Origin of the sequence: Nibricoccus aquaticus, assembly GCF_002310495.1 — a bacterium.
In the GTDB taxonomy this organism is placed as follows: Bacteria; Verrucomicrobiota; Verrucomicrobiia; order Opitutales; family Opitutaceae; genus Nibricoccus; species Nibricoccus aquaticus.
The window spans coordinates 123,126-147,352 of the sequence record NZ_CP023344.1 but is presented as its reverse complement, the minus strand read 5'-3'; the positions used below and the strand labels follow the sequence as shown (position 1 = coordinate 147,352).

The window sequence follows — 24,227 nt, the reverse complement described above, 5'->3', positions numbered from 1 at the left end:
GGGAGGGTGTTGGGTGGCGGCCACTTTTCGCCATGGCCGACTCCTTCAAACTCGATCTTGCCGTTCGTCCCCGTCGTTTGCGTCGCAATGCTTCTGTGCGCGCTCTGGTTGAGGAGACTGTGCTGCGGCCGGCGGATTTTATCGCGCCGCTGTTTGTCGTGGACGGCAAAGGGGCCCCGGAGCCGATCGGGTCGATGCCGGGTGTGTCGCGGCTCAACATCGTCGATCTGGTGAAGGAATGCCGCGCGCTGGCGAAGCTCGGGGTGCCGGCGGTGGCGTTGTTTCCGAAGTTGGATGCCAACTACAAGGACGACAGCGGGTCGGCGGCGTTGCATGAGGACGCGTTGATTTTGCGCGCGGTGCGCGCGGTGAAGAAGGCGCTGCCGGAACTCGTCGTGATGACGGACATCGCGCTCGATCCGTACACGACGCACGGTCACGACGGTTTGCTGACGGCGGAAGGGAAAGACGTGGCGAACGATGCGACGGTGGCGGTACTGGTGAAGATGGCGGTGCTTCATGCGCGGGCGGGTGTGGATTTCGTGGCGCCGTCGGACATGATGGACGGGCGCATCGGCGCGATTCGTGCCGGGCTGGATGCGGCGGGTTTCACGAACACGGCGATCATGGCTTACTCGTCGAAGTTCGCCTCGGCTTATTACGGGCCGTTCCGCGATGCGGTCGGTAGTGCGAAGGCGGCGGGGACACACGCGCTGGATAAACGGACTTATCAGCTGAATCCGGCGAATCGGCGCGAGGCGGTTGTCGAGGCGTTGCTCGATGAAGCGGAAGGCGCTGATGTGTTGATGGTGAAACCGGCGGGCGCTTATCTGGACATCATCCGCGAGGTGCGCGAGGCGACGAAGAAACCACTCGCGGCGTATCAGGTTTCTGGTGAGTACGCGCAGATCCAGGCGGCGGCGCAGCTGGGCTGGCTCGATCTGGCGCGGGTGCGGCATGAGTCGTTGCTCGCGATCAAGCGTGCGGGGGCGGATATGATTTTGACGTACTTCGCGAAGGAGATGGCGGCGGAGTTGGGGAAGTGAACTCGGAGTTGAATCGCGAAGACGCAAAGAGGCGAAGTGATCGCGGTTGATCTGAATCGAAGTGATAAAAGCGACGTTTTCTCTTCGGAGTTATGTGGGTGATGACTATCGGACGGTAGCGGAGGTTTACCGCGATGCGGTGGAGACGTTGGCCAGATCGGCGTATAGCGAAGAGCAGGTGCGGATGTGGGCGTCTTATCCGGCGAGCGGTGGAGATTTCGAAGAACGACTGGCTCGAGGTGGCGTGATCGTGGCGGAGGTGGGCGGAGCGGTTGTGGCTTTTGGGCAGCTGGAGCCGGTGGATCACGTGGCGTTTCTCTACTGCCAAGGTGCCTTTGCACGGCGCGGGCTGGCGTCGGCGATTTATGCGGAGATGGAAATGCGGGCGAGGGCGGCGGGAGCGAAGGAATTGCGGACCGAGGCGAGCCGGATCAGCCGTCTGTTTTTCGAGCGGCAGGGATTTGCGGTGACGGAAGTCGAGCAGTCGGTGCGGCTCGGAGTGACGTTCGAGCGATTCAAGATGCGGAAGGTGCTGGGCTGAGAGGCAGCCGGAGCATCGCAGACCAAAAATTCGGAGGCGCGCTCGACCTCAGAAGGCGGACTTCGGGACCTGTATGGAGTCGCCGGGCATCAGGCGCGGATCCTCGGCGGGATTTTTTTCCGCGGCAGTTGCGTTGACGGGATGGGCGACGCGGTCGCGGACGAGGCTGAGGCGGTTTTCTTTGGCGTAGAGGCTGAAGCCGCCGGCGGCTTGGATGGCTTTGGTGACGGTGAGGTCGGGGGTCCAGATGATGCGGCCGGGGCGGATGACTTCGCCGCCGACGTAGATGTAGCGCTCGGTCACGGCGACGGAGACATCGACCGTGGTGTAGATTTTTTTCGTGAGGTAGGTCTCACGGATGCGTTGCGAGAGGGTGGCGGTGGTCGTTCCGGTCGTGGACACGGCGCCGATGAAAGGGAGAGTGACGAGGCCCTGGTCGTCGATCTGCACGGGGTTGCTGCTGGGGTCTGGGACGCCTTGGAGTGTGATCACGAGGCTGTCACCGGGGCGCAGGGACGCGATCGCGGCGGTGTCGGGGAGCTTCAGGTTTCCGGCGGTGTTGGCGGGTGTCGTTTCGCAGCCTGCGAGTAAGGCGCAGGCGGCGATCAACAAGAGCGCGGGGAGGCGCAGCCGGGAAGCGATAAGCATGATGCGAGGTTCAGTGGGCCAAACCCCGGGTGAAGGCAACGTCAGCGTTTTTTGCTCTTGGTGGAGCGCTTGGGCTTCTCGTCTTCGTCGTCGTCGGAGTCGTCATCATCATCGTCTTCGTCGTCCGAATCGTCGTCTTCGTCATCATCGTCGTCGCCGTCTTTCTTATCGTCGTCTTTGTCGGCGTCTTCGTCGTCCTCATCCCATTTGAGGGATTGGTCGTTCTTGAGCTTTTCTTCTTCTTCGGCGTCGAGCTCGGGGAGGTCGGCGTCGTCGGCCTCGTCGTCGTCGGACGAGGCTTTTTCGGTGGTCTCTTCGTCAACGTCCCAGCCGGCGGGGGTGTATTCGAGGATGTCGGTGACTTCTTCAAAGGTGTGGACGGCTTTGCCCTCGATGAAATTGGTGTTCTGGTCTTCGCGGATTTCGTCTTCGACTTCGTCCACCGTGAGTTTGGATTCGAAGTTAAAGAGGTCGTTGAGCATCTTCACGCGGCAGCGGGTAAGATGGTCGAGGAGGTCGGCGTAGGGCCCGTTTTCTTCGTCGAGGATGTCGGCGAGGGCGAAGAGTTTGTCGTCGGACTCGACGATGGAGTCTTTGACGCGCTTGAGGCGGACTTTGCCGTCGCCGAGGTCTTTCTCGATGCGGAAGGCGATGAAGGCGGCGTCGAGGATGTCCTGGTCGAAGCCGTAATCACGGAGGGGCTCCACGAGTTCGAGCAGGTGGGCGACCTGGCGCGGGTCGATGATGCTGAGGCCATCGGCGTCCCAGCGAACGGAGTCGCTGACTTCGGTGACCCACCAGTTGTGGTCTTCGCCGAGACGAACGCTGCACCAGTCGAGAGTTGTGGAGGATTTGGCCATGTTGCTTAGGAAACTTTTCGGAGCAAAAGGCCCGGGCTTTAGCAGAGTCAAACCGGGAAAGTGAAATTCTTAAAACTTTCGCGGCTCCACACGTTTGCCTGCGCGCCAGACCTTAAAAAACAGGCGCAGGGTGGGAGGGGGGAAGTGAATAACAAGCACAAAAACGGCAGCGGAAATGAGGACGAAAAGCGGGCGAAGATGCGCGGGCGGGCGCTTGATTTTTGCGGGACGAAAACCCAGGGTCCGGCCCAAATGAATTTTCTCTACGAGAAGGTTGTCCGCCCGGTGTTGTTCAAGATGGATTCAGAGCACGCGCACGAGCGTGGCGTGGCGGCGATGGCGCTGCTGGGGCGGCTGACGCCGGTGTGCCGGATATTGGAGCGGCTGAGCCGGCTGCCGGCGGCGGCGAAACCGGTGGAGGCGTTTGGGCTGAAATTTCCTAATGCGGTGGGGCTGGCGGCGGGCTTCGATAAGAATGCGCGCGCGTGGCCGGCGGCGGCGGCGCTGGGCTTCGGCCATGTGGAGATCGGCACAGTGACGGCGCTGGGGCAGCCGGGAAATCCGAAGCCGCGGATGTTTCGCTATCCGGCGGAGGAGGCGGTGATCAACCGGATGGGTTTTAATAATGAAGGCTGCGAGGCGGTGGCGGCGCGACTCGCGAAACAGCCGGGCGTGGGAAAGCGGCGCATCCCGCTTGGAGTGAATCTCGGGAAGTCGAAGGTGGCTGATCTCGATCAGGCGGTGGCGGACTATCTGACGAGTTTCGCGAAGCTGGCGGATTATGCGGATTATCTCGTGCTCAATGTGAGCAGCCCGAACACGCCGGATCTGCGGAAACTCCAGGACGAGGAACGACTGCGGGAACTCCTCGGGGCGATCACCTCGGCGAATCGCGAGCGGGCGGCGCTGCCGGGCAAGGTGCGCGTGCCGGTGCTGCTGAAGATCGCGCCGGATTTGAGCTTCCGCCAGATCGACGCAGTGCTGACGGCGATCGCGGAGTTCGGGCTCGATGGGATCATCGCGACGAACACGACGCTCGCCCGGCCGGGGTATTTCGCATCGGTGAACGAGGCGGGCGGATTGAGCGGGGTGCCTGTGCGGAAGCGGTCGACGGAGATCGTGCGGTACATCGCGTTGGCGACGGGTGGGACGCTGCCGATCATCGGGGTGGGCGGCATCACGGATGAGGCGAGTGCGGGCGAGAAACTCGATGCGGGCGCGACGCTGGTACAGGTTTATTCGGGCATGATCTATCGCGGACCGTTTTTTGCGCGCGATCTGGCGCATGGGTTGAGCGAGCGGCAGCTGAGCGCGGTGGCGTGCGGCTGAAGCGGGCGTGCGCGCAGTCGTCGGAAAATTTCCTGAACCTTTTCTTGCTCGAAGGCGTCACAGGAGCGCACTTACCTTCCCAACTGCATTTATGATTTTAGCTCTCGTTGATCCGATTCGCATCCTCCAAGGCGCAGGCTTTCTTGTCTGGCCGTTGGGCATATTTTCATTCGTGGCGATCTTCATCATTTGTGAGCGCGCGGTGGCGCTGCGAGGCGATGCGATCATGCCGGCCGATCTGACGGACTCGGTTTTGCAGGGGAAGCCGCTGGCGGGCGGGCCGCATTCGGCGCTCGGGCGGATCATCCAGTTTTCTGAAAAACATCCGGGCGATGACGACGGTGCGAAGGCGTACGCGCGACTTGAGGTGATCAAGATGGAGCGCGGGGTGAGTTATCTGGACATGATTTATACGGGTGCGCCGCTGATCGGGCTGATCGGAACGGTGTTTGGGTTGTTGTCGGCTTTCGCGGTGATCGATCCGGACACGAAGATGCCGGACCCGGCGAAGTTCACCGAGAGCGTGGGTTATGCGCTGTCGGCAACGTTGATCGGCCTGGTCGTGGCGCTGGTCGCGCTGGTGGGGAATGGTTATTTGCAGCGGCGCATTGATAGCCAGGCGGCGCGGCTGGACGTGCTGCTCGAGCGAATCCTTTCGCGCGCAGGCAAGTCGCGTGGGCAGACGGCGGGCAAAGAACTGCTCTCATGAGTCTGCGCACCAAACGCCGCCACCGGCCGGAGCTGCCGCTGGTGCCGCTGATCGATGTGCTCGTGATGCTGGTGCTGTTTTCGTTTGTGACGATGCGCTTCGCGACGAACCAGACGCTGAACATCACGCTGCCCAAAGTGGATACTGCGGGCAAAAACCAGTTCAAGGGGACGGTCGTCATCGGCATCGCGCAGGACGGGACGATCTCTTTCAATGAGAAGGTCGCCACCAAGGAGCAGTTGATGAAGCTGTTACTCGAGGTGAAGAAGATCGACCGCGACATTCCGGTGCTGATCCGGGCTGACGAGATGACGCCGCTCAAGGAGCTGACGTTTGTCATGGATGCCTGCCGGAATACGGGGCTGAACAAGTTCAGTCTGCAATCGAGGTGAGTATTGCTGCCCCTCGGGGTTTGGCTGCGCGGTGCGTTTTTCCGCGATTGCAGCGGTGGTGGGTGCTCGTGGATAAGAACGCGCCCTCCTCATGTCGTTAACGTCGCCTACCGAAGTCGCCGCGAACCGCCGCGAAACTGCTCTATGGCAGGGAGCGGGTGCATCGGTTGTCGCGAAGGCCGTAAGTGCTCTCTGTCAGCTCGCGCAGGTGCCGGTGGCGATCGGATATCTGGGGAATGAGCTCTTTGGTCTTTGGATGACGCTGGTGGGGGCGCTGGCGATGATGGCGTTTGCGGATTTGGGAATAGGCGCAGGTGTGCAGAATGAGGCGGCGGTGCACTTCGGAAAAGATCGTGCAGACGATGCACAAAGGACCGGGGTGAATGGGCTGGCCGTGCTTGGGCTGTCAGGAGTGGGACTGGCGGCGGTGTTGATTATCGGCAGCGTTTGCCTGCCGTGGGCGCGCTGGATTGGAGTGCCCGATCCTGAGATCGAGGCTGAGGCGCATTCGGGCCTGTTAGTGCTGATTATTTTATTTTGCGCGAATTTGCCGCTGACGGTGCTGGCGCGGCTGGCTTACGGTCTGCAACTGGGCTGGCTGGCGAACGTGTGGTACGCGGCGATTAACATGCTCACTCTGGCCGTCGTGCTCGCGGCGAGTGGCGGGCGGGTGGGCTTCGCGGGGTTCGTGGCGGCGGCAGCGGCACCCTCAGTCATCGGACACGTTGCGCTCGGGGTTCATCTATTTAGAAAAATGGGGTGGCGGATTTTTGATATGCCGCGTCCGGACGCGACAGGGATGGCGCGATTGTTCAAACAAGGGCTACCGTTTACGCTGCCTCAACTGGGGGCGCTGGCATTGAGTGCGATGCCGCCTGTTTTGATTTCGGCGACGCTTGGGCCGGCAATGGTGACACCGTGGTCTCTTTGTCAGCGATTACTTGGGCTTTTTAGTGTGCTCCAACATGTGATCCTCACTCAGCTATGGCCGGCATTTTCCGAAGCCCATGCGAGAGGTGATTATGACTGGATGCGCAGAGCATACAGGCGTTCTGTGATGGGCACAGGTCTGTTGATTGTACTACCTCAAATCACGTTTGTTGTGTGGGGTGGTCCAGCGATTCTTATTTGGAGCCATGAGAGTGTTTTGATCGCTCCTGCGCTTGCGTTGGTCTTTGGGCTACAAGCAGCGACCTTTAGTTTCGGGCAGGTGCCGGTTTATTTGCTCAACAGCTTGGGCCGCTTGCGCGGGCAAACTGCTTACGGGCTTATCGCGGTTGGCTTGGCACTTGGGGGGATTTGGTGGGGACTGCCGCGATACGGATTGATCGCGGGACCAATGGCGCTGCTGCTGGCCTGGTGTGTGATTTTTTTGCCGTTTAGTTATCGCGAGGCCAGCCGGACTTTGCGAACCGTTGCGCGCCATGATTGATCCAGGACAAACGATGGGAAATCGGTCACCGTTTTCACTGAAAAACCACGTGCCGATTCCGCGCGCGCCGGGTTTGAGGTCGCTGCCTGTGACTAGTGATTCCGGCATGGTGCGGGCGGCAAAGACCCTCGTATATGCTGTCTTTATAGTTCTCTGTTTGTGCGGCGGCTTTAGCGTTCAGGTTGTCGGTCGTCTTTTCTTCGCTGATCTCATGATGCCGGTAGCATTTGTCGGAGCGTGCTTATGGCCCACAACGCGACGCTACATTATAGCTCACTGGCGCGAAGCATTGTTGCTGCTGGCTTTTCCAGTCATCGGTCTCGTTTGGGATTTGTTGAGTCACACGCCGCCAGGGCTCTATCTGCGCGGGCTCTCCAGGAATCTGGTCTTTGGCGTTTGTGCGGTCGTGATGATGGCGATGGCCAGCCGGTTATCGCGGGCGAAAATGCTGGTCGTTTTTCTGGCCCTGGCGGCGGCGGTGCCGATTGCGGCAATTATTCAGACGCCCTTCGAAGTCACCTCAGTCATGATATTCGTGAAATATTTCGGCGGATGGTCCATGACGTTCTGGTTGATGCTGGTGATTGCACGATTGGTTTCGCCGATGACTGCGGGCATCATCATGATGCCATTGGGCCTGACGATCGCGCTGGCCCTTTCATATCGCAGTCTAGGTGGAGTGCTCGTCCTGGCGGGGTTGTTCGCGGTGTCTGCGCATTTATGGAAAAGGATGCCGCGCGGTGGCGTGATCGCGTGCGTCATGGTGCTGCCAGTCGTCATTGCGGCGATCGCGATCAGTATTTTTCAAGGCGACTACGTTCCCGAGCAGCTGCGCAGCGACTGGGATTACTCCAATTTTCAACGTCTCGACATGGCGGTGGATGCCTGGCGGGGTTTTTGCGATTCGCCGCTTTGGGGGAGTGGTAGCTGGGCGCATGCGGTGCGATACACCGATGTGTCGCAGCCGGGCATACTCGTCGGCGTGCATTCATTTATTCTCCAGTTCGCTTTCGAGTATGGAGTGTTTGGCCTGTTGTTCGGTTGCTGGCTTCTCTGGCTGGCTGTGGGGGGAACCGTGGATTTCCTCCAGTCGAATCATCCTGAGGACATTCGCTGGATGCCGATGCTGCTGCTTGTGATGCTGAATCTCGTCTATGCTATCTTGATGAGTCCGATGGGGGGGTATGAGCGTATCCTAGCAGGAACTGCTTTGGGCATATCACTGGCGCAGATTCATAGACGGAGAGCTTTCGTCGTCCAATGATCCTGATTCTTACGCCCACACTTGGAGAATCGCGATTTTTGGCTGAGACGGTGGCGTCGGTCGAATCGCTGCGTATCGCGAAACGCCATGTGCTGGTAGCGCCTGAGCCGAAAGTGCAGTCGTTGAGAAAGCAATTTGCTGGATGCGAAGTCGTCGCGGATGCCGGTCGGGAAGGCGGCTTGTATGGCGCATTGAACGCTGGACTTCAGGCGGCTGGTCACGGGTGGGATTGTTTCACGTACATCAATGACGACGATGTTTTGGGTGGTGATTTTCAAGGAATCGCGAAGGCGCACACACGCTGTGCGCCGAGAAGTATTTCTTACGGCGATGTGGCCATGATTGATGAAGACGGAAAAAGGCACGGGCTTATTTCGGTTGAGAAATCCTCGCGTAGGTTCGTCGCACTACTTCACGCAGGAATAAATCCCGTGAGTCAGCTCGGGATGGTTTTTGGACGTGACCTAGTCAGCGAGTGTGGCGGGTTCAGGCCAGAGTGGCGTTTGTGCGGGGATCAGGAGTTCTGGCTGCGGGCTTTGAAATCGGGATACTCGTTCAACTATTTCGAGGGAGAGGTGGGCTGTTTCCGTCTTCGCCCGGGCCAGCTTTCGGCGGACACTGCGCGAATGCAGGAAGAAATGAGGAGGGTAACGCTCAGTCATTTCCCGGAGCGGCCGAGTGCGTTGGATATTTTCTCGGCGACTTGGAAATTTCGGCTGGGAAATATGCCGCGCCGTATCCGCCGTATGCTCGCGACGGGATTTCGCAGCAATGCAGCCATGCTCTCTGCCGGGCGTTCGGACACTCGCTAGCGTGATGTTATCGATGAAAGTGCGCCGTTGCGTAGCCGCGTGATTTTACGCACGAGTTTTCAATATGTGGTATGACCGCTTCGCCAGCACTCGTGGAGCCGATCCCCTGCTGGCGCTTCGCTGGATGTGGTATCGCGCGGCCGGGCCGTATTTGCGCGGCTGGTGGTATCGTGTCTGGAATTTCCGTCATACATCAGGCCCGCTTTTTATCGGGCGCGGAACGAGCGTGTGGTTTCCTGAAAAAATCCGCTTTGGTAAATGGGTTTTTCTAGGCCGCTACAGTCTATTCAACGGCCTTTGCAAAGGTGGCGTGACGATCGGCGACCGCGTAACGCTTGCCGAAGGGTTTTGGGTGCAAGGCACGGCGCATCTGAACAATCCTGGCGATACCTTGGTGATTGAGGACCATGTCTACATTGGCCCCGGAGCGGTGATCGGTTTTCACGGGCCGGTGCGAATCGGAAGCGGCACCGCAATCGGCGCCAAATTGCAGATCTCGGCGCAAAGCCATGATCTTTCGGTGCTGGATGGAATCTCCACGGCCACCGTTCCCAGCAAAGGGATTACGATCGGCCGTCATTGCTGGATAGGAAACGACGTGAAGATACTCGATGGCGTGGAGATTGGAGAACACGCCGTGATTGGTGCTGGCAGTGTCGTGACTCGCTCAATCCCGGCGCGCTCGGTTGCTCATGGTTCGCCGTGCCGGGTGGTGCGGACTCGCTGAATATCCGCCATGCGCCCGGTGTTAGTAAATGGACTTGGTTGCTATGAGGCTGGCTCGCGGCTGGTGCTTCGTGAGTTGCTCAAGTCAGCCCCGGCGGGTGCTCACCTTTGGGTGATATTGCCCAGCGGAAACCGGGCGGATCTACTGGCAGGTGCGGCCGTGATTCACGGAATACCGCTCAATCATCGTGTATTTGGACGGTGGTTGAGGCCGTTGTTTGAACTGTCGCTTTATTTGCTAGGGGCGCTGGGTGTCTTCAGGCGGATTGTTAATGTCTCAAACTACGGTTGGTGCGCGCCCCGTTGGACGCCGACAGTGCTCTATTGTCACAACGCGCTTCTGGTCGAGGGTGGGCAGGATGAGTGGTCTGGAAAAGGTGGGCGTCCCAATTGGTTCAAGCGCTGGTGCCTCGATTCCTGTTTAAAGCGTGCCGAGAAGGTTGTCGTACAGACTGAGCACATGGCGGTTCGGATGAGTGCATACGCCGCACGTCGTGGGTTGGGGGCGGCGCCCATTGAGGTCGCTCGCCCGCTCCCGAGTTTTCCAGAGACGGTGAAATCCGTGGAAAAAATTTTCGCATTTCAGTTTTTTTATCCGGCGAGTTCGTTCCCTCATAAGCGTGTGGAGCTGGCGGTGCAGGCTGCGATCCTGGCCAACCGCGAAGATTCACGTGTTGGCTTGGTGCTTACCGGTGAGTTGCCCAAGCGGGCTTCTTGTGTGCGCGAGCTTGGTGCGATTTCGCATGAAACAGTGATGGCGCATTTTGCGGTGTCCGATGCGCTTCTGTTCACTTCGAATCAAGAGACGCTCGCGTTGCCGTTGCTTGAGGCGATGCATCACGGACTTCCTGCGGTGCTCCCTGAATTGCCGTACGCGCAGGACATTTATGGAGAGGCTGCTTTATATTTCAAAAGCGATGAACCGCGGGAGATCGCGGAGGCCATGATGGCCTGTGTTCGCGAATCTGAGAAGAGGCGCGTCCGCGTGACCGCCCGGCGGGAAGGGGAGTGGAATCGTCGGGACTCGTGGTCTGAACACTGGAATAAATTCGGCGTGATATGACGGCTCTCGATTACGCGACTGTGCATTTATCAGTCATCATCGTCACGTACCGCTCGGAGGGGGAGATTGGGGATTGTCTGGAATCGATTCCACGGCGGCTGACGGGTGGAGAGGTGGAGATTATCGTAGTGGATAATTCGCCGGACGTGGCGACGGCAGAGGTGGTGGCGAAGCGATTTCCCGAGGTGGCACTGATGCGGACCGGGGAGAATCTGGGATTTGGGCGGGCGAACAATCGCGGGTTCTACGCGTCGCGCGGGGAGTATGTGCTCTTTCTCAATCCGGACACGGTTTCGAATGTGGCGGCGTTCGAGATGTGCGTGAAGACGTTGCGTGAACGGCCGCGGGCCGGAGTGGTTTCGCCGCGGCTGGTGATGGGCGATGGTAAGATGGACCTGGCGTCGCGGCGGGGGATTCCGACGCTTTGGGACGGGCTTTGCCGGGCGTCGGGGCTGGCGGCGGCGTTTCCGCGGTGGAAACTGGTTTCAGGCTACAATCTCACTTATTTGGATGAGCGGGGGACGTATGCAGTGGGCTCGGTGAACGGGGCGTTTTTGATGACGAGCCGATCGTTACTGGAGAAGGTCGGGCTCTTCGATGAGAGCTTCTTCATGTACGGCGAAGATTTGGATTTCTGTCATCGCTTCACGCTGGCGGGGTATGAGGTGGTTTTCATTGGGAGCGAGATGGTCGTACACTTGAAGGGCGCGAGTTCGAGCCGGGAGACGGCGGCAATGAGCCGGGAGTTTTTTGAGGGCTCGAAGACGTTTTTTCTGAAGCATTTTAATCCGCACGGGTCGCGGTGGGTGAAACTCAAATACGATGTGGCGTTCGGACTTTGGGAGAGCTGGGCGCGGATGCGGCGCTGGCTGAAGGGGAGTCGCAAAGTGCGGCCGGCGTGATCTGGTTTGAAACGATATGAAACTACGCGTTGTTCTCATCTTCATGGGCGTGGTGCTGCTGGCGGCGGTGGCGCTGCAAATTTACTCTGCAACGAGAATGGAGGCGGAGCCGGTGCGCGTGCCGTTGACGGATCTGGTGCCGAAAGAAATCGCGGGCTGGACGGCGCGCGAGGGGCAGGTGGCGGAGACGCAGGAGATGAAACGTGCGGTGGGCGAGTTGCTCAACTACGACGATGTGGTGCTGCGGACTTACCGTCGGGGTGGAGTGGAGTTTGAAGTTTATGCGGCGTACTGGCGGCCGGGAAAAATGTCGCACCGGCTCATCGCGGGGCACACGCCGGATGTGTGCTGGGTGGCGGCGGGGTGGACGATGGTGGCTCGCGGCGCGGCTGAGAGCCCGGCTGTGATTAGCGCTCGTGAGGTGGATTTGGTTCAGCGAGGGGAATACCGGGTGTTCAAAGATCCGAGAGGCACGCAGCGCTATGTGCGCTTCTGGCATCTGTCGGGTGGCGAAGCGGTGAGCTACGATGTGGCGGGGACGCCGCCTTGGTGGGCGGTGTTTAGTGATTTCAAACGCTTCGGGCTGAATCAGCGGCGCAGCCAGTATTTCGTGCGGGTGTCGGCGAATGTGCCATTCGCGGATCTTACGGGAGATGCCGGGTTCCGTGCGGCGATGGCTGCGCTGAAACCGGTTATCGACGGGCGGTGAGCGTGACAGCGAAACAGAGAGCGAATCAGTAGGCGTTCTTCATGCGGAAGAACGTGAGGACCATGATTTGGACGTCGAACCAGGGGGACCAGTTTTCGATGTAGAACAGGTCGTACTTGATGCGTTCGGCGAGGCTGGTGTTGCCGCGGAGGCCGTTGATCTGGGCCCAGCCGGTCATGCCGGGGCGGACTTCGTGGCGCGGGTTGTAGTGCGGGATTTCGCGTTCGAAGCGGGCGATCAACTCGGGGCGTTCGGGGCGGGGGCCGACGAGGCTCATGTGGCCGAGGAGGACGTTCCAAAACTGGGGGATTTCGTCGAGGTTGGTGGCGCGCATGAACGCGCCGATGCGGGTGCGGCGTGGGTCGTCTTTCACGGCCCAGAGGGCGCCGGAATCGGTCTCGGCGTCGATGCGCATGGAGCGAAGTTTATAGATGCGGAACCAGCGGCCGTTGAGGCCGACGCGTTCCTGGGCGTAGAAAACGGGGCCGGTGCTTTCGCGTTTGATGAGGATGGCGAGGATGGCGATCAGCGGCGCGCTGAGCAGGAGGCCGACGACGGCGCCGGCGAGGTCGATGGCGCGTTTGAGGTAGCCGTTGGCGAGGGAGAGGATGGGGAGTTCTTCGACGCCGAGGATGGGGACTCCGGAGATGGTCTGGAGGCGGAGGTTGGAGATGAAGATCTGGAAGAACGACGGGATGACTTTGAAGGCGGCGTAGTATTGCTCGCTGAGGGCGGCGGCGCGCATGAGCTGTTCTTTGGGGAGCTCGAGGTCGGCGACGATGACGATGCCGGGGTTGTGGCGGGTAAACACGTCTTCGAATCGATCGATGTGCCCGATGATCGGATACGACGGGGCGCGGGCGATGGTGGCGGACGGGGTGGGTGTTTCCACGATGCCGGCGATTTCGTAGGGGTGGTTGCGGTCGCGCTGGATGGCCTCGGCGACTTCGGCGGCTTCCTGGGTCCAGCCGACGATGGCGACGCGCTGGATGAGGCGGGCGCGGAGGGGGCTGCGGCTGAGCCAGGCGTGGAAGAGGGTGCGCCAGCCGATGACGACGGCGACGGTGGTGAGGCAGGAGATGGCGACGAAGAGACGGGAGATGGGCGGCTCGAATTTGAGTACGAGCGAGGTGCCGAGGAAGGCGGCGAACCAGAAGAAGACGGCGCGGCCGATGATGCTGCGGGCGCGGTTGGGGCGGAGGAGGTGGCGGCCGTCGTAGAGATTCAGATACGTACAGGCGATGACGAAGAAGCCGGTGCCGAGGCTGAGGAGCGGGAGGTAGCTGGCGTAGGTGGTGCCGGCGTCGGCCTCGATGCCGATGGCGCGGAGCGGGCTTTCAAAGCGGAGCCAGTAGCCGAGGGAGAGACCGGCGAAGCAGAGCAGCGCGTCACCGAGAAGCAGGCAGGTGAGCAGGGAGTTCTGCGTGCGCGTGTAGGTCTGGGGGGCGGACATGGAGATGAGTCAGGACGAGCGAAGCGGGCGGCGGGGGCAAAGTCGAAAGTGGAGGCGCGAGGTTTTGAAAGGATTTTAAGTCCAGAAGACTGGCTGGCGTAGTTTTGAATCCGCTGGCGTCAGGCCGTGGGATTGGTTCGATCGGCCGGGTGAAACAGCCGCGTGCGTTGAAGCGTTTTTCCAGAGTGACCCGGATGCTTGGCGCGCTGGTTTTGTGGTGGGGGTTGTCAGGCGAGTTATCGGCGCGCGTGGGCTTCGATGTCGGAACGGGTGCGGTTGATAGCTTGAAAGTGATGGAGTGGGTGGAGGCACAGGACGCTAAGCCGGCGGACGGGTGGCTGCGGATCCGCGGGCTGGCCCAGTCGGAAGGAGGGGCTATGGCACGTGAGAAGGACGCGCTGCGGATTTTGCGGGAACGAGGATGGCGGATCTGTGCGTTGGTGGAATGGGATGAGGCGAGCTGGGCGGGTGGAGTGAGAGCGGGCGGAGGGAAGCGCGTTGCGATGGATTTGCGCGACGTGTGGGCGCGGGTGCGGGCGTTGGGGCGGGATTTTGCGGGGTGCGTGGATGGGTGGGAGATCGGGAACGAGCCGGATATTTCGTTTTTGGAGGAGAATGCGGAGACGTACGTGGCTTATTTGAAGGCGTGCAGGCTGGGGTTGAGGGCGGGTGAACGGGAAGTGGAAGGCGCGAGTGGGGCGGCGGAGTCGCGGGCGCGCGTGGTGATGGCGCCGCTGGCGCTGCCGCCGGGGCCGTATTTCGAGCGGTTGTGGGAGACTGGTGCGGGTGCGGCGACGGACGGGTTTAACTTTCACTTTTACGGGTACGCGGAGGATTTTTCGGGCGTGTATGGGCAATTTCGTGACGCGGTGGAGCGGTCGGCAAAAACCGGCGGTGAGTCTGCGGTGGAAAAGGCGGGGCGTGTGAGCCGTGAGCTGCCGGTGTTTTTGACGGAGTATGGGTATGGGTTGCTGGATGGAGATGCGGGGCGGACGGAGGAAGGGCGGGAGAGGCAGGCGCGGTGGTTTCGCGAGGTGGGCGCGCAGTTGCGGGAGCTGAGGCCGGAGGGTGCGATGGCGTTTGTGTTGATGCCTTATCTGGAGCGGGGGATCAGTGAGTTTGGGTTGTTGATGGATCACGCGAATGGGGGTGGGACTGCGGCGAAGGGACAGCGGTTGCGGGTGTCGCCGGCGCTGGCGTGGTTGCTGGCGGAGGGGGCTATGGACGGAGAGAATGCGCGGAGCTGGCGCGTGGCGGGGGATGTGGATGAATCGGCGGTGGTGCTGGATTTCGTGGCGGGCGAAGGGCTGGAGCAGCGGAAGAGTTTTCTTGGGTATTTTGCGCGCGGAGCGACGGAGGGAGGGAGGTCGTCGGGCGTGGGTGAGGTGGTGGTGTATAATTTTTCGGAGGAGCGGGTGGCGGGCGTGTTGAGGCTGGGCGCGGGGTTGAGCAGCGAGGGGCGGGGAGAGTTGGCGGTGACGCTTGAGGCTGGGGAGCGGCGGGTGGTGAGGGTGCGGGCGGAGGTGGAGGCGGCGGCGTTTCGCGGAGTGCGGAGCGAGACGGTTTTTTCAGCTGGGCATGACGGTGCGCGGAGTGTGAGGGCGCGGTTGATCACAACGTGGTGGCCTGATCCGACGATGATGGCGGAAGAGGTTGTTTTTGATTTTTCGCATGAAGGAAAAACGGCGGACGCGGTGGCGGAACGGTTGCTGGCGCGGTGGCGGGCGAGCGAGGAGCCGGGGTTGCAGCGGCAGGGGCGCTGGCTGGTTTCGCAGGGCGTGACGGTGGCGGAGTCGGCGGCGAAAGCGGCCTGGACGTTTAAGGTCGATGCGTTGCCGGAGGAGCCGGGGAGGCCGGCGATGGTGGAGCTGCCGTTGCCGGAGAGTTTTGTTTTCGAGCCGGGGACGCTGCTGGAGTTTTCGCATCGGCTGGCGGAAGGAAGTGCGGAGGCCGAGGCGTGGTTCGACGTCTATTTCAGGACGGAGAACGGGAATCTTTATCAGGTGTGGCCGCGGTTGCAGGCGGCGCGGGAGTGGCGCGGGTATGCGGAGGCGGCGGAGAATTTCACGATGGCGTTTTTCGGGCGGGCGAAGCTGCCGTGGCGTTTTGCAGAGAACCGGCCGGTGGCGTTGGTGTTTTTTTTCAGGCCGGAGAAGCTGCCGGCGATTTTTGAGATCGAGGATGCGGCGATCACGCGGCGCGTGGCGGAGTGAGGAATTATGGAACGGAGTTAATCTGGAACTCAGGAAGGCTGGAAACGGAGAGAGGGAAACGCAGTGCGCATGTCGGCGATTCATCCAGATCCGGTCCATACGAAGGTGGACCCTCCATCGGAGTTCGGAGCAGGCGGGTTAGTCCACGATCAGGACGTGGTCGCCGGTGCGGACGTCATCGTAGAGTTCGACGATTTCCAGATTGCGCATGAGGACGCAGCCCGCGCTTTGCGGATGGCCGAGCGTCGATTCGCGGTTGGTGCCGTGTATATAGATGTAGCGGTCGTGAGTATCGACTTCGCCGCCGCGATTGACGCCGGTTTCGAGGCCGCGGAGCCAGAGGATGCGGCTGGTGATGAGGTTGCCGGTATCGGCTTCGGCTGAGAGTTCGCTGAAATGGTGACCGGTACAGACGCGGGCTTTGAAGACCATGCCAGGGGGCTGGCCGGCGCCGATGCGCTCGACGATTTCGTGGTGGCCACGCGGGGTGCCGAGGGAGTTTTTCACGTTGGAGGGCGGCTTCTTAGAAGTGGAGATGACGAAGCTGCGGATGAGTTTACCTGCGCGGAAAAACTGCATGGTTTGCTTCGCGATGCTGACGAAAAGCAGGCGCTCTGCGGGCTTGATGCCGAGCGAGGCGCGGGCTTTATTGGCCGACTCCCAAGGAGAATCTATCGTGAATACTTCACTCACAGTTGGCATCGTCGGCGCGACCGGCGCAGTCGGTCAAGAGCTGGTCAGGCTCTTGCACGAGCGCAATTTCCCGATGGCCTCGCTGCGGCTTTTCGCCTCGGCGCGGTCGGCGGGCAAGACCGTGGAGCGCTTCGGCAAGAAATACGTGATTGAAGAGGCGAAGCCCGGCGTGTTCGCGGATGTCGATGTGGCGTTTTTCGCAGCTGGCGGCTCCGTCACCAAGGCACTGGCAGGCGATGCGATCAAAGCAGGCTGTCTTGTGATAGATAAGAGCTCTGTGCATCGCATGGACGCGGACGTCCCATTGGTCATTCCCGAGATCAATCCGCAAGGACTGCGCAATCATCGCGGTATCATCGCGAATCCGAATTGCTCGACGGCGGTGACGCTCATGGGCCTCTGGCCGTTGCATCAGCGTTTCGGGCTGAAGCGCTATTTTGCGGCGACGTATCAGTCGGTTTCCGGCACGGGCGCGGAAGCCGTGCAGGAGTTGGAAAATCAGACGCAGGCTTATGTGAAGGGCCAGCCGATCACGCACAAAGTTTATCCGTACCAGATCGCGCAGAACTGCATCCCGCAGGTGGATTCGTTTGGCGAAAACGGCTACACGGGCGAAGAGCACAAGATGATGCTCGAGAGCCGCAAGATCATGGGGCTGCCGAACCTGAAGGTTTCGACGACCTGCGTGCGCGTGCCCGTCGTGCGGGCGCACTCGATTGCGGTGAATGCTGAGTTCGAGAAGCCGGTGAGTGTCGAAGAAGCCCGCAAGGCTATCGCGGCGTTCGAAGGCGCGGTGTTGGTCGATGACACGGCGAACCGCAAATACCCGACGCCGCTCGATTTCGCCGAGAAGGTGAAATGCGGCGTGGGCCGTCTGCGCGTGGATACCGCGCTCGATAACGGGCTGTCGTTCTGGGTTTCCGGCGACAACCTTTGGAAGGGTGCCGCGCTCAACGCTGTCCAGAACGCAGAATTCATGGCTCGCGAAGGCTTGCTGAAGCCGAAGCGCGCACTCGCGTCAGTCTGACGCGAATGCCTTTTCGCCGGTTGTGGCGCGTTAGCGATAACACGCCACAACTCGGATTTGCCTGAATAAAACCTTGTCAGCCCGCGCACCCGCGCTTTTTGCTCATCCTTTCCGCCCGGACGCTTAGCTCAGTTGGTTAGAGCGGCTCGTTTACACCGAGTAGGTCGGGGGTTCGAGTCCCTCAGCGTCCACCATTTTCCTTCCACTGTTTAACTCCTTCATGCGACACACGATCTCCATTCTCGTTGAGAACAAGTTTGGCGTTTTGGCGCGCGTCTCCGGTTTGTTTTCCGGACGCGGCTTCAACATCGACTCGCTCAATGTAGCGCCGACGCATGATGCCACGCTCTCCCGCATCACGGCAGTTCTCAAAGGCGACGACTCCGCGCTCGATCAAGTCACCAAGCAGCTGCGGAAACTGGTCAACGTGGTTGAGGTCGTTGACTTCAAAGAAGGCCAGGCCGTGCAGCGTGAGCTGCTCCTCGCCAAGGTGAAGGCCGACGGCAAGAGCCGCTCCGAGATCATGCAGATCTGCGACATTTTCCGCGCGAAGATCGTCAACGTCGCGCACGATTCCGTGATCGTCGAACTCACGGGCGACGAGGGTAAGACCTCGGCGTTCCTCAAGCTCATCGAGGGCTTCGGCGTCATCGAACTTGCCCGCACCGGCGCGCTTGCGCTGATCCGTTGAGCCGCCAGGCACTCCGTATTTTTTCAAACCCGAACAGTAACCCCGCATTCATTTCACCATGCCCGCCAAAGTATACACCGACAAAGACGCCGATCTCGGCGTGTTCAAAAACAAGACCGTTGCTGTTCTCGGCTACGGTTCTCAAGGCCACGCGCACGCCCTCAATCTGAAGGACTCCGGCGTCAAGGTCATCATCGGCCTCTACGAAGGTTCCAAATCCAAAGACGTCGCCGTGAAGCACGGCTTCGAAGTCGTCGAGACGGGCGAGGCTGTCCGCCGCGCTGACGTGATCATGGTCGGTCTACCCGACATGAAGCAGGCCGACGTTTACGAGTCGTCCATCGAGCCTAATCTCACCAAGGGCAAAACCCTCCTCTTCTCGCACGGCCTCGCGATCCACTTCGGCCTGATCAAGCTCCCGAAGGACGTCGATTGCATCATGGTCGCTCCAAAGGGTCCCGGCCACATGGTCCGCCGCCTCTACGCTGAAGGCAAAGGTATGCCCGCACTCATTGCGGTCGCTCAGGACAAATCCAAGAAGGCCAAGAAGACCGCACTCGCGTGGGCGAAGGGCATCGGCTCGACCCGCGCTGGCGTTCTCCAGACCTCCTTCAAGGAAGAGACCGAGACCGATCTCTTCGGCGAACAGGCCGTTCTTTGCGGTGGCGCTTCCGCCCTCGTTCAGGCCGGTTTCGAAACGCTCGTCGAAGCTGGTTACCAGCCCGAGATGGCTTACTTCGAGTGTCTTCACGAGCTGAAGCTCATCTGTGACCTCATGTACGAGTCTGGCATCGCCGGCATGCGCTTCTCGATCTCCGAGACCGCCAAATACGGTGACATCACCCGCGGTCCTCGCGTCGTGAATAAGAAGGTGAAGTCAGAGATGAAGAAGATCCTGACCGAAATCCAGACCGGCAAGTTCACCAAGGAATGGGTCAAGGAGCACAAGGGTGGCCTCAAGAACTACAACAAGCTCCTCAAAGACGGCGAAAAGCATCAGATCGAAAAGACCGGTGCTTATCTCCGCGGCATGATGCCTTGGATGGCCAAGAAGAACATCAAGGGCGTGCAGGCTTCTTACTAAACTGCGACTCGCTCAGTTGATTTGATTTCAAACGGGCCATCCTGCTTCGGCGGGATGGCCTGTTTTATTTTTCGACGTTGGAATGAGTTGAATCGCGAAGACGCAAATCTGGTAAGGGGCGACGCAAAGAGTCGGTGAGAGATCGAGGCGGTGGATTGGTCCGACCTTTGAGTATTGTGAGAAATAAAAATCTGAGCTTCGCGTTCGAACTTTGCGTCTTAGCGTCTTTGCTCTTCACCTAACCACCGCACTTTTTTCTGACCTGTGTCCGCCACCAAGAAACTCATCCTCGCCACTCGGAAAAGTCCGCTCGCGCTTGCGCAGACGGAGCTGGTTGCCGCGCATCTGCGCGCAAAACTCGGTGTGGAAACGGAGCTGCTGAAGCTCGTAACGACCGGCGACAAGCAGACGGATTGGTCGCTGGAGAAGAAGGGTGGCAAGGGACTTTTCACAAGTGAGCTGGAGCAGGCGTTGCTGCGCGGCGAAGCGGATGTCGCGGTGCATAGCACGAAGGATTTGCCCGGCGACATGCCGGAAGGACTCGGAATCGGCGGTTACATGCCGCGTGAAGATCCGCGGGATATTCTCGTGCTGCGAGCGGGCGTCGCGGAACCGAAGACGATCGCGACGGGAAGCCCGCGGCGGCGTTTGCAGATCGGGATGATTTTCCCCAATGCGCAGTTCACGGAGATCCGTGGAAATGTGGATACGCGCTTGCGCAAGATCGCCGAAGGCGGCGTGGCGGATGCGACGTTGCTGGCGGCGGCGGGACTGAATCGTCTCCAGATTGGCAACTGGCCGGGCGTGGAGTTTCACTCGCTCGGTTTTGAGAACATGGTCCCGGCGGTCGGGCAGGCCGCGATTGCGGTGCAGTGCCGGGCGGGGGATGTCGCGAAGTTTGCGAACGTGTTTGATGCGGCGACAGCGACGACTGTGACGTTGGAGCGTGCGTTTCAATCGGCGCTGGGTGGCGGGTGTCACACGGCGTTTGCCGCGCATGCGACGGCGGACACGCTTTATTTTTTCCACCACGAAATCGGCCTGCGCTCGCTGCCACTGGGGCCCGAGGATTTCGCGAAGCCGGTCGAGTTCGCGCGCAGCACGCTGAAGTATTTCGGGTTTCAAATTTAACCACAGAGACACAGAGCGCACAGAGAACGGAGCCAGCCGATTGATTGCTCTGTGACCTCTGTGTCTCTGTGGTTCATTCCTCATCCATGTCTGACAAAGGTATCGTTTATCTCGTAGGCGCCGGTCCCGGCGATCTCGGTCTCGTCACGTTCCGCGCGAAGGAACTTATCTCACAGGCCGATGTGCTGGTGTACGATTACCTCGTTCATCCAGAACTCGTGAAGTGGACGCGCGTTGACTGCGAAGTCGTGTACGTGGGTAAGAAGGCAGGCTTTCACTCCGTGCCGCAGGAAGAGATCGAGGCGTTGCTCGTGAAACACGCGAAGGACGGCAAACGCGTGGTACGGCTCAAGGGCGGCGATCCGTTTGTGTTTGGGCGCGGAGGCGAAGAGGCGCGGACGCTGGCGAAGGATGGCATCGCGTTCGAAGTTGTCCCGGGCGTCACGGCGGCGCTGGCGGCGGGTGCTTACTCAGGAATCCCGCTCACGCAGCGCAACACGAGTTCGTCGCTGGTGTTTCTCACGGGGCATGAAGATCCGACGAAGCATGAGTTGCAGGTGGATTGGCGCGCGTACGGCGCCCTGAAGAACACGACGCTCGCGATCTACATGGGCATGGGGCACCTGAAATTTATCATGGGTGAACTCGTCGCGGGCGGGCTCTCGCCGGAGACACCGGCGGCGGTGGTGCAGTGGGCTTCACTCGGGCGGCAGCGCAGTGTGGCGGGAACGGTTTCCGATCTTGCCGAGCGGGTGGAGACGGCGGCGCTGGCGGCACCAGCGATCATATTTGTCGGCGAAGTCGTGCGCGGGCATGAGCAGATCGACTGGTTTGAGCATCTGCCGTTGTTCGGACGCCGCGTGGTGATCACGCGCACGCGTGATCAGAACAGCGAACTGCGCGAGAAACTCGAAACGCTCGGTGCCGAGGTGCTGGAGCTGCCGCTCATCTCGATCACGAAGGATGTGGCGCGCGAATCGTTGGTGGAAATTCTGGCGGAGCTGGGGAATTACGACTGGATCGTGTTCACGTCGGCTAATGGTGTGCGGTTTTTCTTCGAGGATTTTCTCAAAGGATTTCCCGATATTCGCGCGCTCGGGATGTTGCGGTTTGCGTGTGTGGGGTCAGCAACGGCGCGGGAGATTCAGCGGCACAATATCCGCGTTGAGTGCATGCCCGATACAGCGACGGGCGAATCGCTGGCCGATGCGCTCATCGCGACAGGCAGCATGGACAGCGCGAAGGTGATCGTCGTCACGGGGAATCTGAACCGCGACTCGATGGTGAAGAAGCTGGAAGCGGCGAGTGCGATCGTGGACAAGCTGCCGCTCTACACGACGTCGAAGGTCGATCTCACGAACAATCCGGTGGCTGACGATTTCAGGCAGAAGGGCGCGGATGCGATTCTCTTCGCAAGCAGCTCGGCGGCGCAGTCGTTCTACGAGCAGTCGCCGGCGCTTCAGCTGGAGCGCGGAGCGAAGAAGCCGCTCGGCGGAAGCATCGGGCCGCAGACGACGGCGACGATGGACGAGCACGACATGCCGGTGGATTTCGAAGCGAAGAAACCGAGCCTGGATGCGCTGATCGAGGCGATGGTGGAACGGTTGACGCGGTGATCACTGACTGCGCCGGGTTGCTCAGCCCTTGAGTGAAGGAGTCGATGGCTGAAGTCCGGCGAGTTTTTCGGCGAGTCGGGAAAAGTGACTGCGCGTGGTGTCGTCGGGTGAGTTGGCGAGGCCGTACTCGATGAGGATACGGCCTTCTTTGGTGAAACCATACATCAGGGCGACTTCGGCCACGCGATAGATGAGGCCGAGTTTCTTAGGGAAAATCATCGCGCCGCGGGCGAGCTCGGTGAGTTGCTGCTGGCTGGGCGGAGCTGGGCTTTCCTTCCAGGCGAGCGCGAGTTCTTCGTAGGCTGCGGACATGGGCGGGGCTAATTTCAAGGTTTCGAAGAGAGGCTGGGATGCTTGGGAAAACTCGGGCTGTGAGAGCGGGCGGCCATCGGCGCGTGCTTTGGCGCGGGCTTCGGCCATGCGCAATTTGCCGAGGGCGAGCCAGGCGCGGGGGCGTTTGGTTTTACCGGTGGCAGCAGCCTCTAGGAATTTCCGAGCACGCTCTTCGTTGCCGGAACTGAGTTCGGCGAGGCCGAGTGCGGCGAGGAGTTCGGGATCGCGTTCGCCACGGACGTAGGGGGCGATGAGCCTGGTGAGGGAGGCGCTAGTCTGACCGGAGAGGCGGAGGGTTTCGCCGGCGATGCGGCTGGAATCTGAGTCGCTCGCGGTGATGACTTCAAAGCGAGGTGGATTTTCGAATCCTTTGCCTTTCGGGGCTGTCAGGCGGATGTGCTGTTGATCGGTGTGCAGGATGTGACTGCGCAGGCGCAGGGCGGCTTGTTTGTAGGTTCTTTTGAAGTGAGTTTTGAAGACTTCCTCGGTGATGGGACCTTTCGACGCGAGTTCGGCGAGTTTGTAGTAGGCGGGGGTGAGCTGCTTTTTCGCGTTCCAGCTATAAAGACACATGTGGGTGAAGGCGGCGGCCTGGGCCTGATAGACGCCACGGCCTCCCAACTTTTTGAGACGTTCGCCGCCTTCGGGTGTGTTGGGATCGATCGAAAAGAAATCCTCCAAGGGAATGAGGCGCTGGCCGTTCATGGCACTGACGAGGCCGGAGCCGCCGGTGCGGAGCACGATGGGAGCGTTGGCGTTTCCTTGGGCGGAAACGTTTTCACCCTCCGAGTTTATCGACGTCACTGCGGTTGTGGTGCGGCCTTTGACTTCACCGATGGTTACGCTGTTTTGATCGAACTCCACGGCCTGCAGGATTCCCAAGATACCTTCTTCAAACCAGGGCGGGAGTTTTTTTCCGGAGGAACTGGTTGTGATGAGGTGTTTGAAGTAGGCGCGCTGGAAGTTCTGAAAAACGTTCACGTCTGATGGCATCGAAACTCCATCGAGCGTGATCCGTGAACCGCCTCCGGCATAATCGACGACCAGGGATGAGCGTTCGTCGTCGCTGATGATCAGGCTCCCGATGCTGTTGTTGGGATCGCGCAGTTCGGGCGGGGTAAAGAGATCAAAGGCTTTGCCCTTCGCACAGAGAACGATGTAGGTGGGCAGGGCGCCGGTTTCCTCGACGTGGGGAAGAATGAGCTGGGCGACTTGCTGGAGCAGGTGGAAGTCGCGAAGGAAGCGCTCGGTGTTGGAGGATGAGTCGTTGGAAAGAATTTCGTAGCCGGGAACCGATGCGTAGCGCCATTTTTCGAGGGGCGCGAGAACGCGGTCCGCGGTGACATTAAAGGTGGGGAGATCCACTGTGGGACCGCTTATTTCCGCTTCAGGGACGGTCTTGTCCGCGGCGGGCAGCACGGTAGCAACCAGAGCGAGTGATAGGATCAGAGAGGGGAACCTGCGAATGCCTGCCGCCAATGACATGGACAAATGGGGGTGAAGTGGGAGCTGCGAGGGTGATGGGCGCAGGGCGTACAGGTCGAGTGTCTTGA

Annotated in this window: 23 protein-coding genes and 1 tRNA gene; 19 read left to right on the top strand and 5 right to left on the bottom strand. The window is 60.4% G+C overall.

What is annotated here, in order from left to right; all coding sequences use genetic code 11:
* Positions 1-32: 32 nt before the first annotated feature.
* Together hemB and CMV30_RS00635 are read left to right on the top strand one after the other, a co-directional pair.
* Positions 33-1,046 (top strand): porphobilinogen synthase, encoded by a 1,014-nt coding sequence (hemB, locus tag CMV30_RS00640; protein WP_096057537.1) that lies wholly within the window; start codon positions 33-35, stop codon positions 1,044-1,046.
* Positions 1,047-1,107: 61 nt separating this feature from the next.
* Positions 1,108-1,587 (top strand): GNAT family N-acetyltransferase, encoded by a 480-nt coding sequence (locus CMV30_RS00635; RefSeq protein WP_217494435.1) that lies wholly within the window; start codon positions 1,108-1,110, stop codon positions 1,585-1,587.
* A 48-nt stretch (positions 1,588-1,635) separates the two neighbouring features.
* On the opposite strand, the gene CMV30_RS00630 is transcribed toward CMV30_RS00635, so the two are convergent.
* Complete coding sequence (locus tag CMV30_RS00630) at positions 1,636-2,235, bottom strand: polysaccharide biosynthesis/export family protein (RefSeq protein WP_096054232.1); 600 nt, start codon at positions 2,233-2,235, stop codon at positions 1,636-1,638.
* 41 nt (positions 2,236-2,276) lie between these two features.
* The gene (locus CMV30_RS00625) at positions 2,277-3,095 is read right to left on the bottom strand and encodes a hypothetical protein (RefSeq protein ID WP_096054231.1); all 819 of its coding nucleotides are present in this window, start codon (positions 3,093-3,095) and stop codon (positions 2,277-2,279) included.
* A gap of 252 nt (positions 3,096-3,347) precedes the next feature.
* On the opposite strand from CMV30_RS00625, the gene CMV30_RS00620 reads away from it, so the two are divergent.
* The 10 genes from CMV30_RS00620 (at position 3,348) to CMV30_RS00575 (ending at position 12,433) form a co-directional block, all read left to right on the top strand.
* On the top strand, positions 3,348-4,424 hold the full coding sequence (locus tag CMV30_RS00620; RefSeq protein ID WP_096057535.1) for a quinone-dependent dihydroorotate dehydrogenase: 1,077 nt from the start codon (positions 3,348-3,350) through the stop codon (positions 4,422-4,424).
* 172 nt (positions 4,425-4,596) lie between these two features.
* Positions 4,597-5,133 carry a MotA/TolQ/ExbB proton channel family protein gene (locus tag CMV30_RS00615; RefSeq protein WP_245844357.1) on the top strand — a complete coding sequence of 179 codons (537 nt, stop codon included), beginning with the start codon at positions 4,597-4,599 and terminating at the stop codon, positions 5,131-5,133.
* Entirely contained in the window at positions 5,130-5,525 is a 396-nt protein-coding gene (locus CMV30_RS00610; protein WP_096054229.1) for an ExbD/TolR family protein, read from the top strand. The genes CMV30_RS00615 and CMV30_RS00610 overlap by 4 nt, the downstream gene beginning before the upstream one ends.
* A gap of 91 nt (positions 5,526-5,616) precedes the next feature.
* On the top strand, positions 5,617-6,957 hold the full coding sequence (locus CMV30_RS00605) for a lipopolysaccharide biosynthesis protein (RefSeq protein ID WP_096054228.1): 1,341 nt from the start codon (positions 5,617-5,619) through the stop codon (positions 6,955-6,957).
* Positions 6,958-7,168: 211 nt separating this feature from the next.
* Positions 7,169-8,221: an O-antigen ligase family protein gene (locus CMV30_RS00600; protein WP_138223054.1), complete on the top strand. Its 1,053-nt coding sequence runs from the start codon at positions 7,169-7,171 to the stop codon at positions 8,219-8,221.
* The gene (locus tag CMV30_RS00595) at positions 8,218-9,033 is read left to right on the top strand and encodes a glycosyltransferase family protein (RefSeq protein ID WP_096054226.1); all 816 of its coding nucleotides are present in this window, start codon (positions 8,218-8,220) and stop codon (positions 9,031-9,033) included. The genes CMV30_RS00600 and CMV30_RS00595 overlap by 4 nt, the downstream gene beginning before the upstream one ends.
* A gap of 64 nt (positions 9,034-9,097) precedes the next feature.
* Positions 9,098-9,760 (top strand): acyltransferase, encoded by a 663-nt coding sequence (locus CMV30_RS00590; RefSeq protein ID WP_096054225.1) that lies wholly within the window; start codon positions 9,098-9,100, stop codon positions 9,758-9,760.
* Positions 9,761-9,769: 9 nt separating this feature from the next.
* Positions 9,770-10,822, top strand: coding sequence for a glycosyltransferase (locus tag CMV30_RS00585; RefSeq protein ID WP_096054224.1), 1,053 nt, complete (start codon positions 9,770-9,772; stop codon positions 10,820-10,822).
* Positions 10,819-11,724: a glycosyltransferase family 2 protein gene (locus tag CMV30_RS00580; RefSeq protein WP_096054223.1), complete on the top strand. Its 906-nt coding sequence runs from the start codon at positions 10,819-10,821 to the stop codon at positions 11,722-11,724. Before CMV30_RS00585 ends, CMV30_RS00580 begins: the two co-directional genes overlap by 4 nt.
* A 16-nt stretch (positions 11,725-11,740) precedes the next feature.
* On the top strand, positions 11,741-12,433 hold the full coding sequence (locus tag CMV30_RS00575) for an exosortase-associated EpsI family protein (protein ID WP_096054222.1): 693 nt from the start codon (positions 11,741-11,743) through the stop codon (positions 12,431-12,433).
* 25 nt (positions 12,434-12,458) lie between these two features.
* On the opposite strand, the gene CMV30_RS00570 is transcribed toward CMV30_RS00575, so the two are convergent.
* The gene (locus tag CMV30_RS00570; protein WP_096054221.1) at positions 12,459-13,886 is read right to left on the bottom strand and encodes a sugar transferase; all 1,428 of its coding nucleotides are present in this window, start codon (positions 13,884-13,886) and stop codon (positions 12,459-12,461) included.
* A 377-nt stretch (positions 13,887-14,263) separates the two neighbouring features.
* Here CMV30_RS00570 and CMV30_RS00565 point away from each other — a divergent pair, with 377 nt between their 5' ends.
* A complete protein-coding gene (locus tag CMV30_RS00565) occupies positions 14,264-16,099 on the top strand; it encodes a hypothetical protein (protein WP_138223053.1) in 1,836 nt (611 codons plus the stop codon).
* Between the two features lie 138 nt (positions 16,100-16,237).
* Here the strand turns inward: CMV30_RS00565 and CMV30_RS00560 are convergent, their stop codons facing one another.
* Positions 16,238-16,792, bottom strand: coding sequence for a L,D-transpeptidase (locus CMV30_RS00560; RefSeq protein ID WP_245844355.1), 555 nt, complete (start codon positions 16,790-16,792; stop codon positions 16,238-16,240).
* Here CMV30_RS00560 and CMV30_RS00555 point away from each other — a divergent pair.
* The 6 genes from CMV30_RS00555 to cobA all read left to right on the top strand — a co-directional run bounded on the left by CMV30_RS00555 (position 16,776) and on the right by cobA (position 22,341).
* Positions 16,776-17,819 carry an aspartate-semialdehyde dehydrogenase gene (locus tag CMV30_RS00555; RefSeq protein WP_245844353.1) on the top strand — a complete coding sequence of 348 codons (1,044 nt, stop codon included), beginning with the start codon at positions 16,776-16,778 and terminating at the stop codon, positions 17,817-17,819. The two genes, CMV30_RS00560 and CMV30_RS00555, sit on opposite strands and share 17 nt — an antisense overlap.
* 117 nt (positions 17,820-17,936) lie before the next feature.
* Positions 17,937-18,013: transfer RNA gene (locus CMV30_RS00550), tRNA-Val, on the top strand.
* Between the two features lie 26 nt (positions 18,014-18,039).
* Entirely contained in the window at positions 18,040-18,510 is a 471-nt protein-coding gene (gene ilvN / locus CMV30_RS00545; RefSeq protein ID WP_096054219.1) for an acetolactate synthase small subunit, read from the top strand.
* Positions 18,511-18,568: 58 nt separating this feature from the next.
* Positions 18,569-19,594 (top strand): ketol-acid reductoisomerase, encoded by a 1,026-nt coding sequence (gene ilvC, locus CMV30_RS00540; RefSeq protein ID WP_096054218.1) that lies wholly within the window; start codon positions 18,569-18,571, stop codon positions 19,592-19,594.
* Between the two features lie 264 nt (positions 19,595-19,858).
* Positions 19,859-20,725, top strand: coding sequence for a hydroxymethylbilane synthase (gene hemC, locus CMV30_RS00535; RefSeq protein ID WP_096054217.1), 867 nt, complete (start codon positions 19,859-19,861; stop codon positions 20,723-20,725).
* Between the two features lie 86 nt (positions 20,726-20,811).
* Positions 20,812-22,341 (top strand): uroporphyrinogen-III C-methyltransferase, encoded by a 1,530-nt coding sequence (gene cobA, locus CMV30_RS00530; protein WP_096054216.1) that lies wholly within the window; start codon positions 20,812-20,814, stop codon positions 22,339-22,341.
* A 21-nt stretch (positions 22,342-22,362) separates the two neighbouring features.
* Here cobA and CMV30_RS00525 read toward each other — a convergent pair whose 3' ends face one another.
* The gene (locus tag CMV30_RS00525; RefSeq protein WP_138223052.1) at positions 22,363-24,093 is read right to left on the bottom strand and encodes a hypothetical protein; all 1,731 of its coding nucleotides are present in this window, start codon (positions 24,091-24,093) and stop codon (positions 22,363-22,365) included.
* Positions 24,094-24,227: the final 134 nt, after the last annotated feature.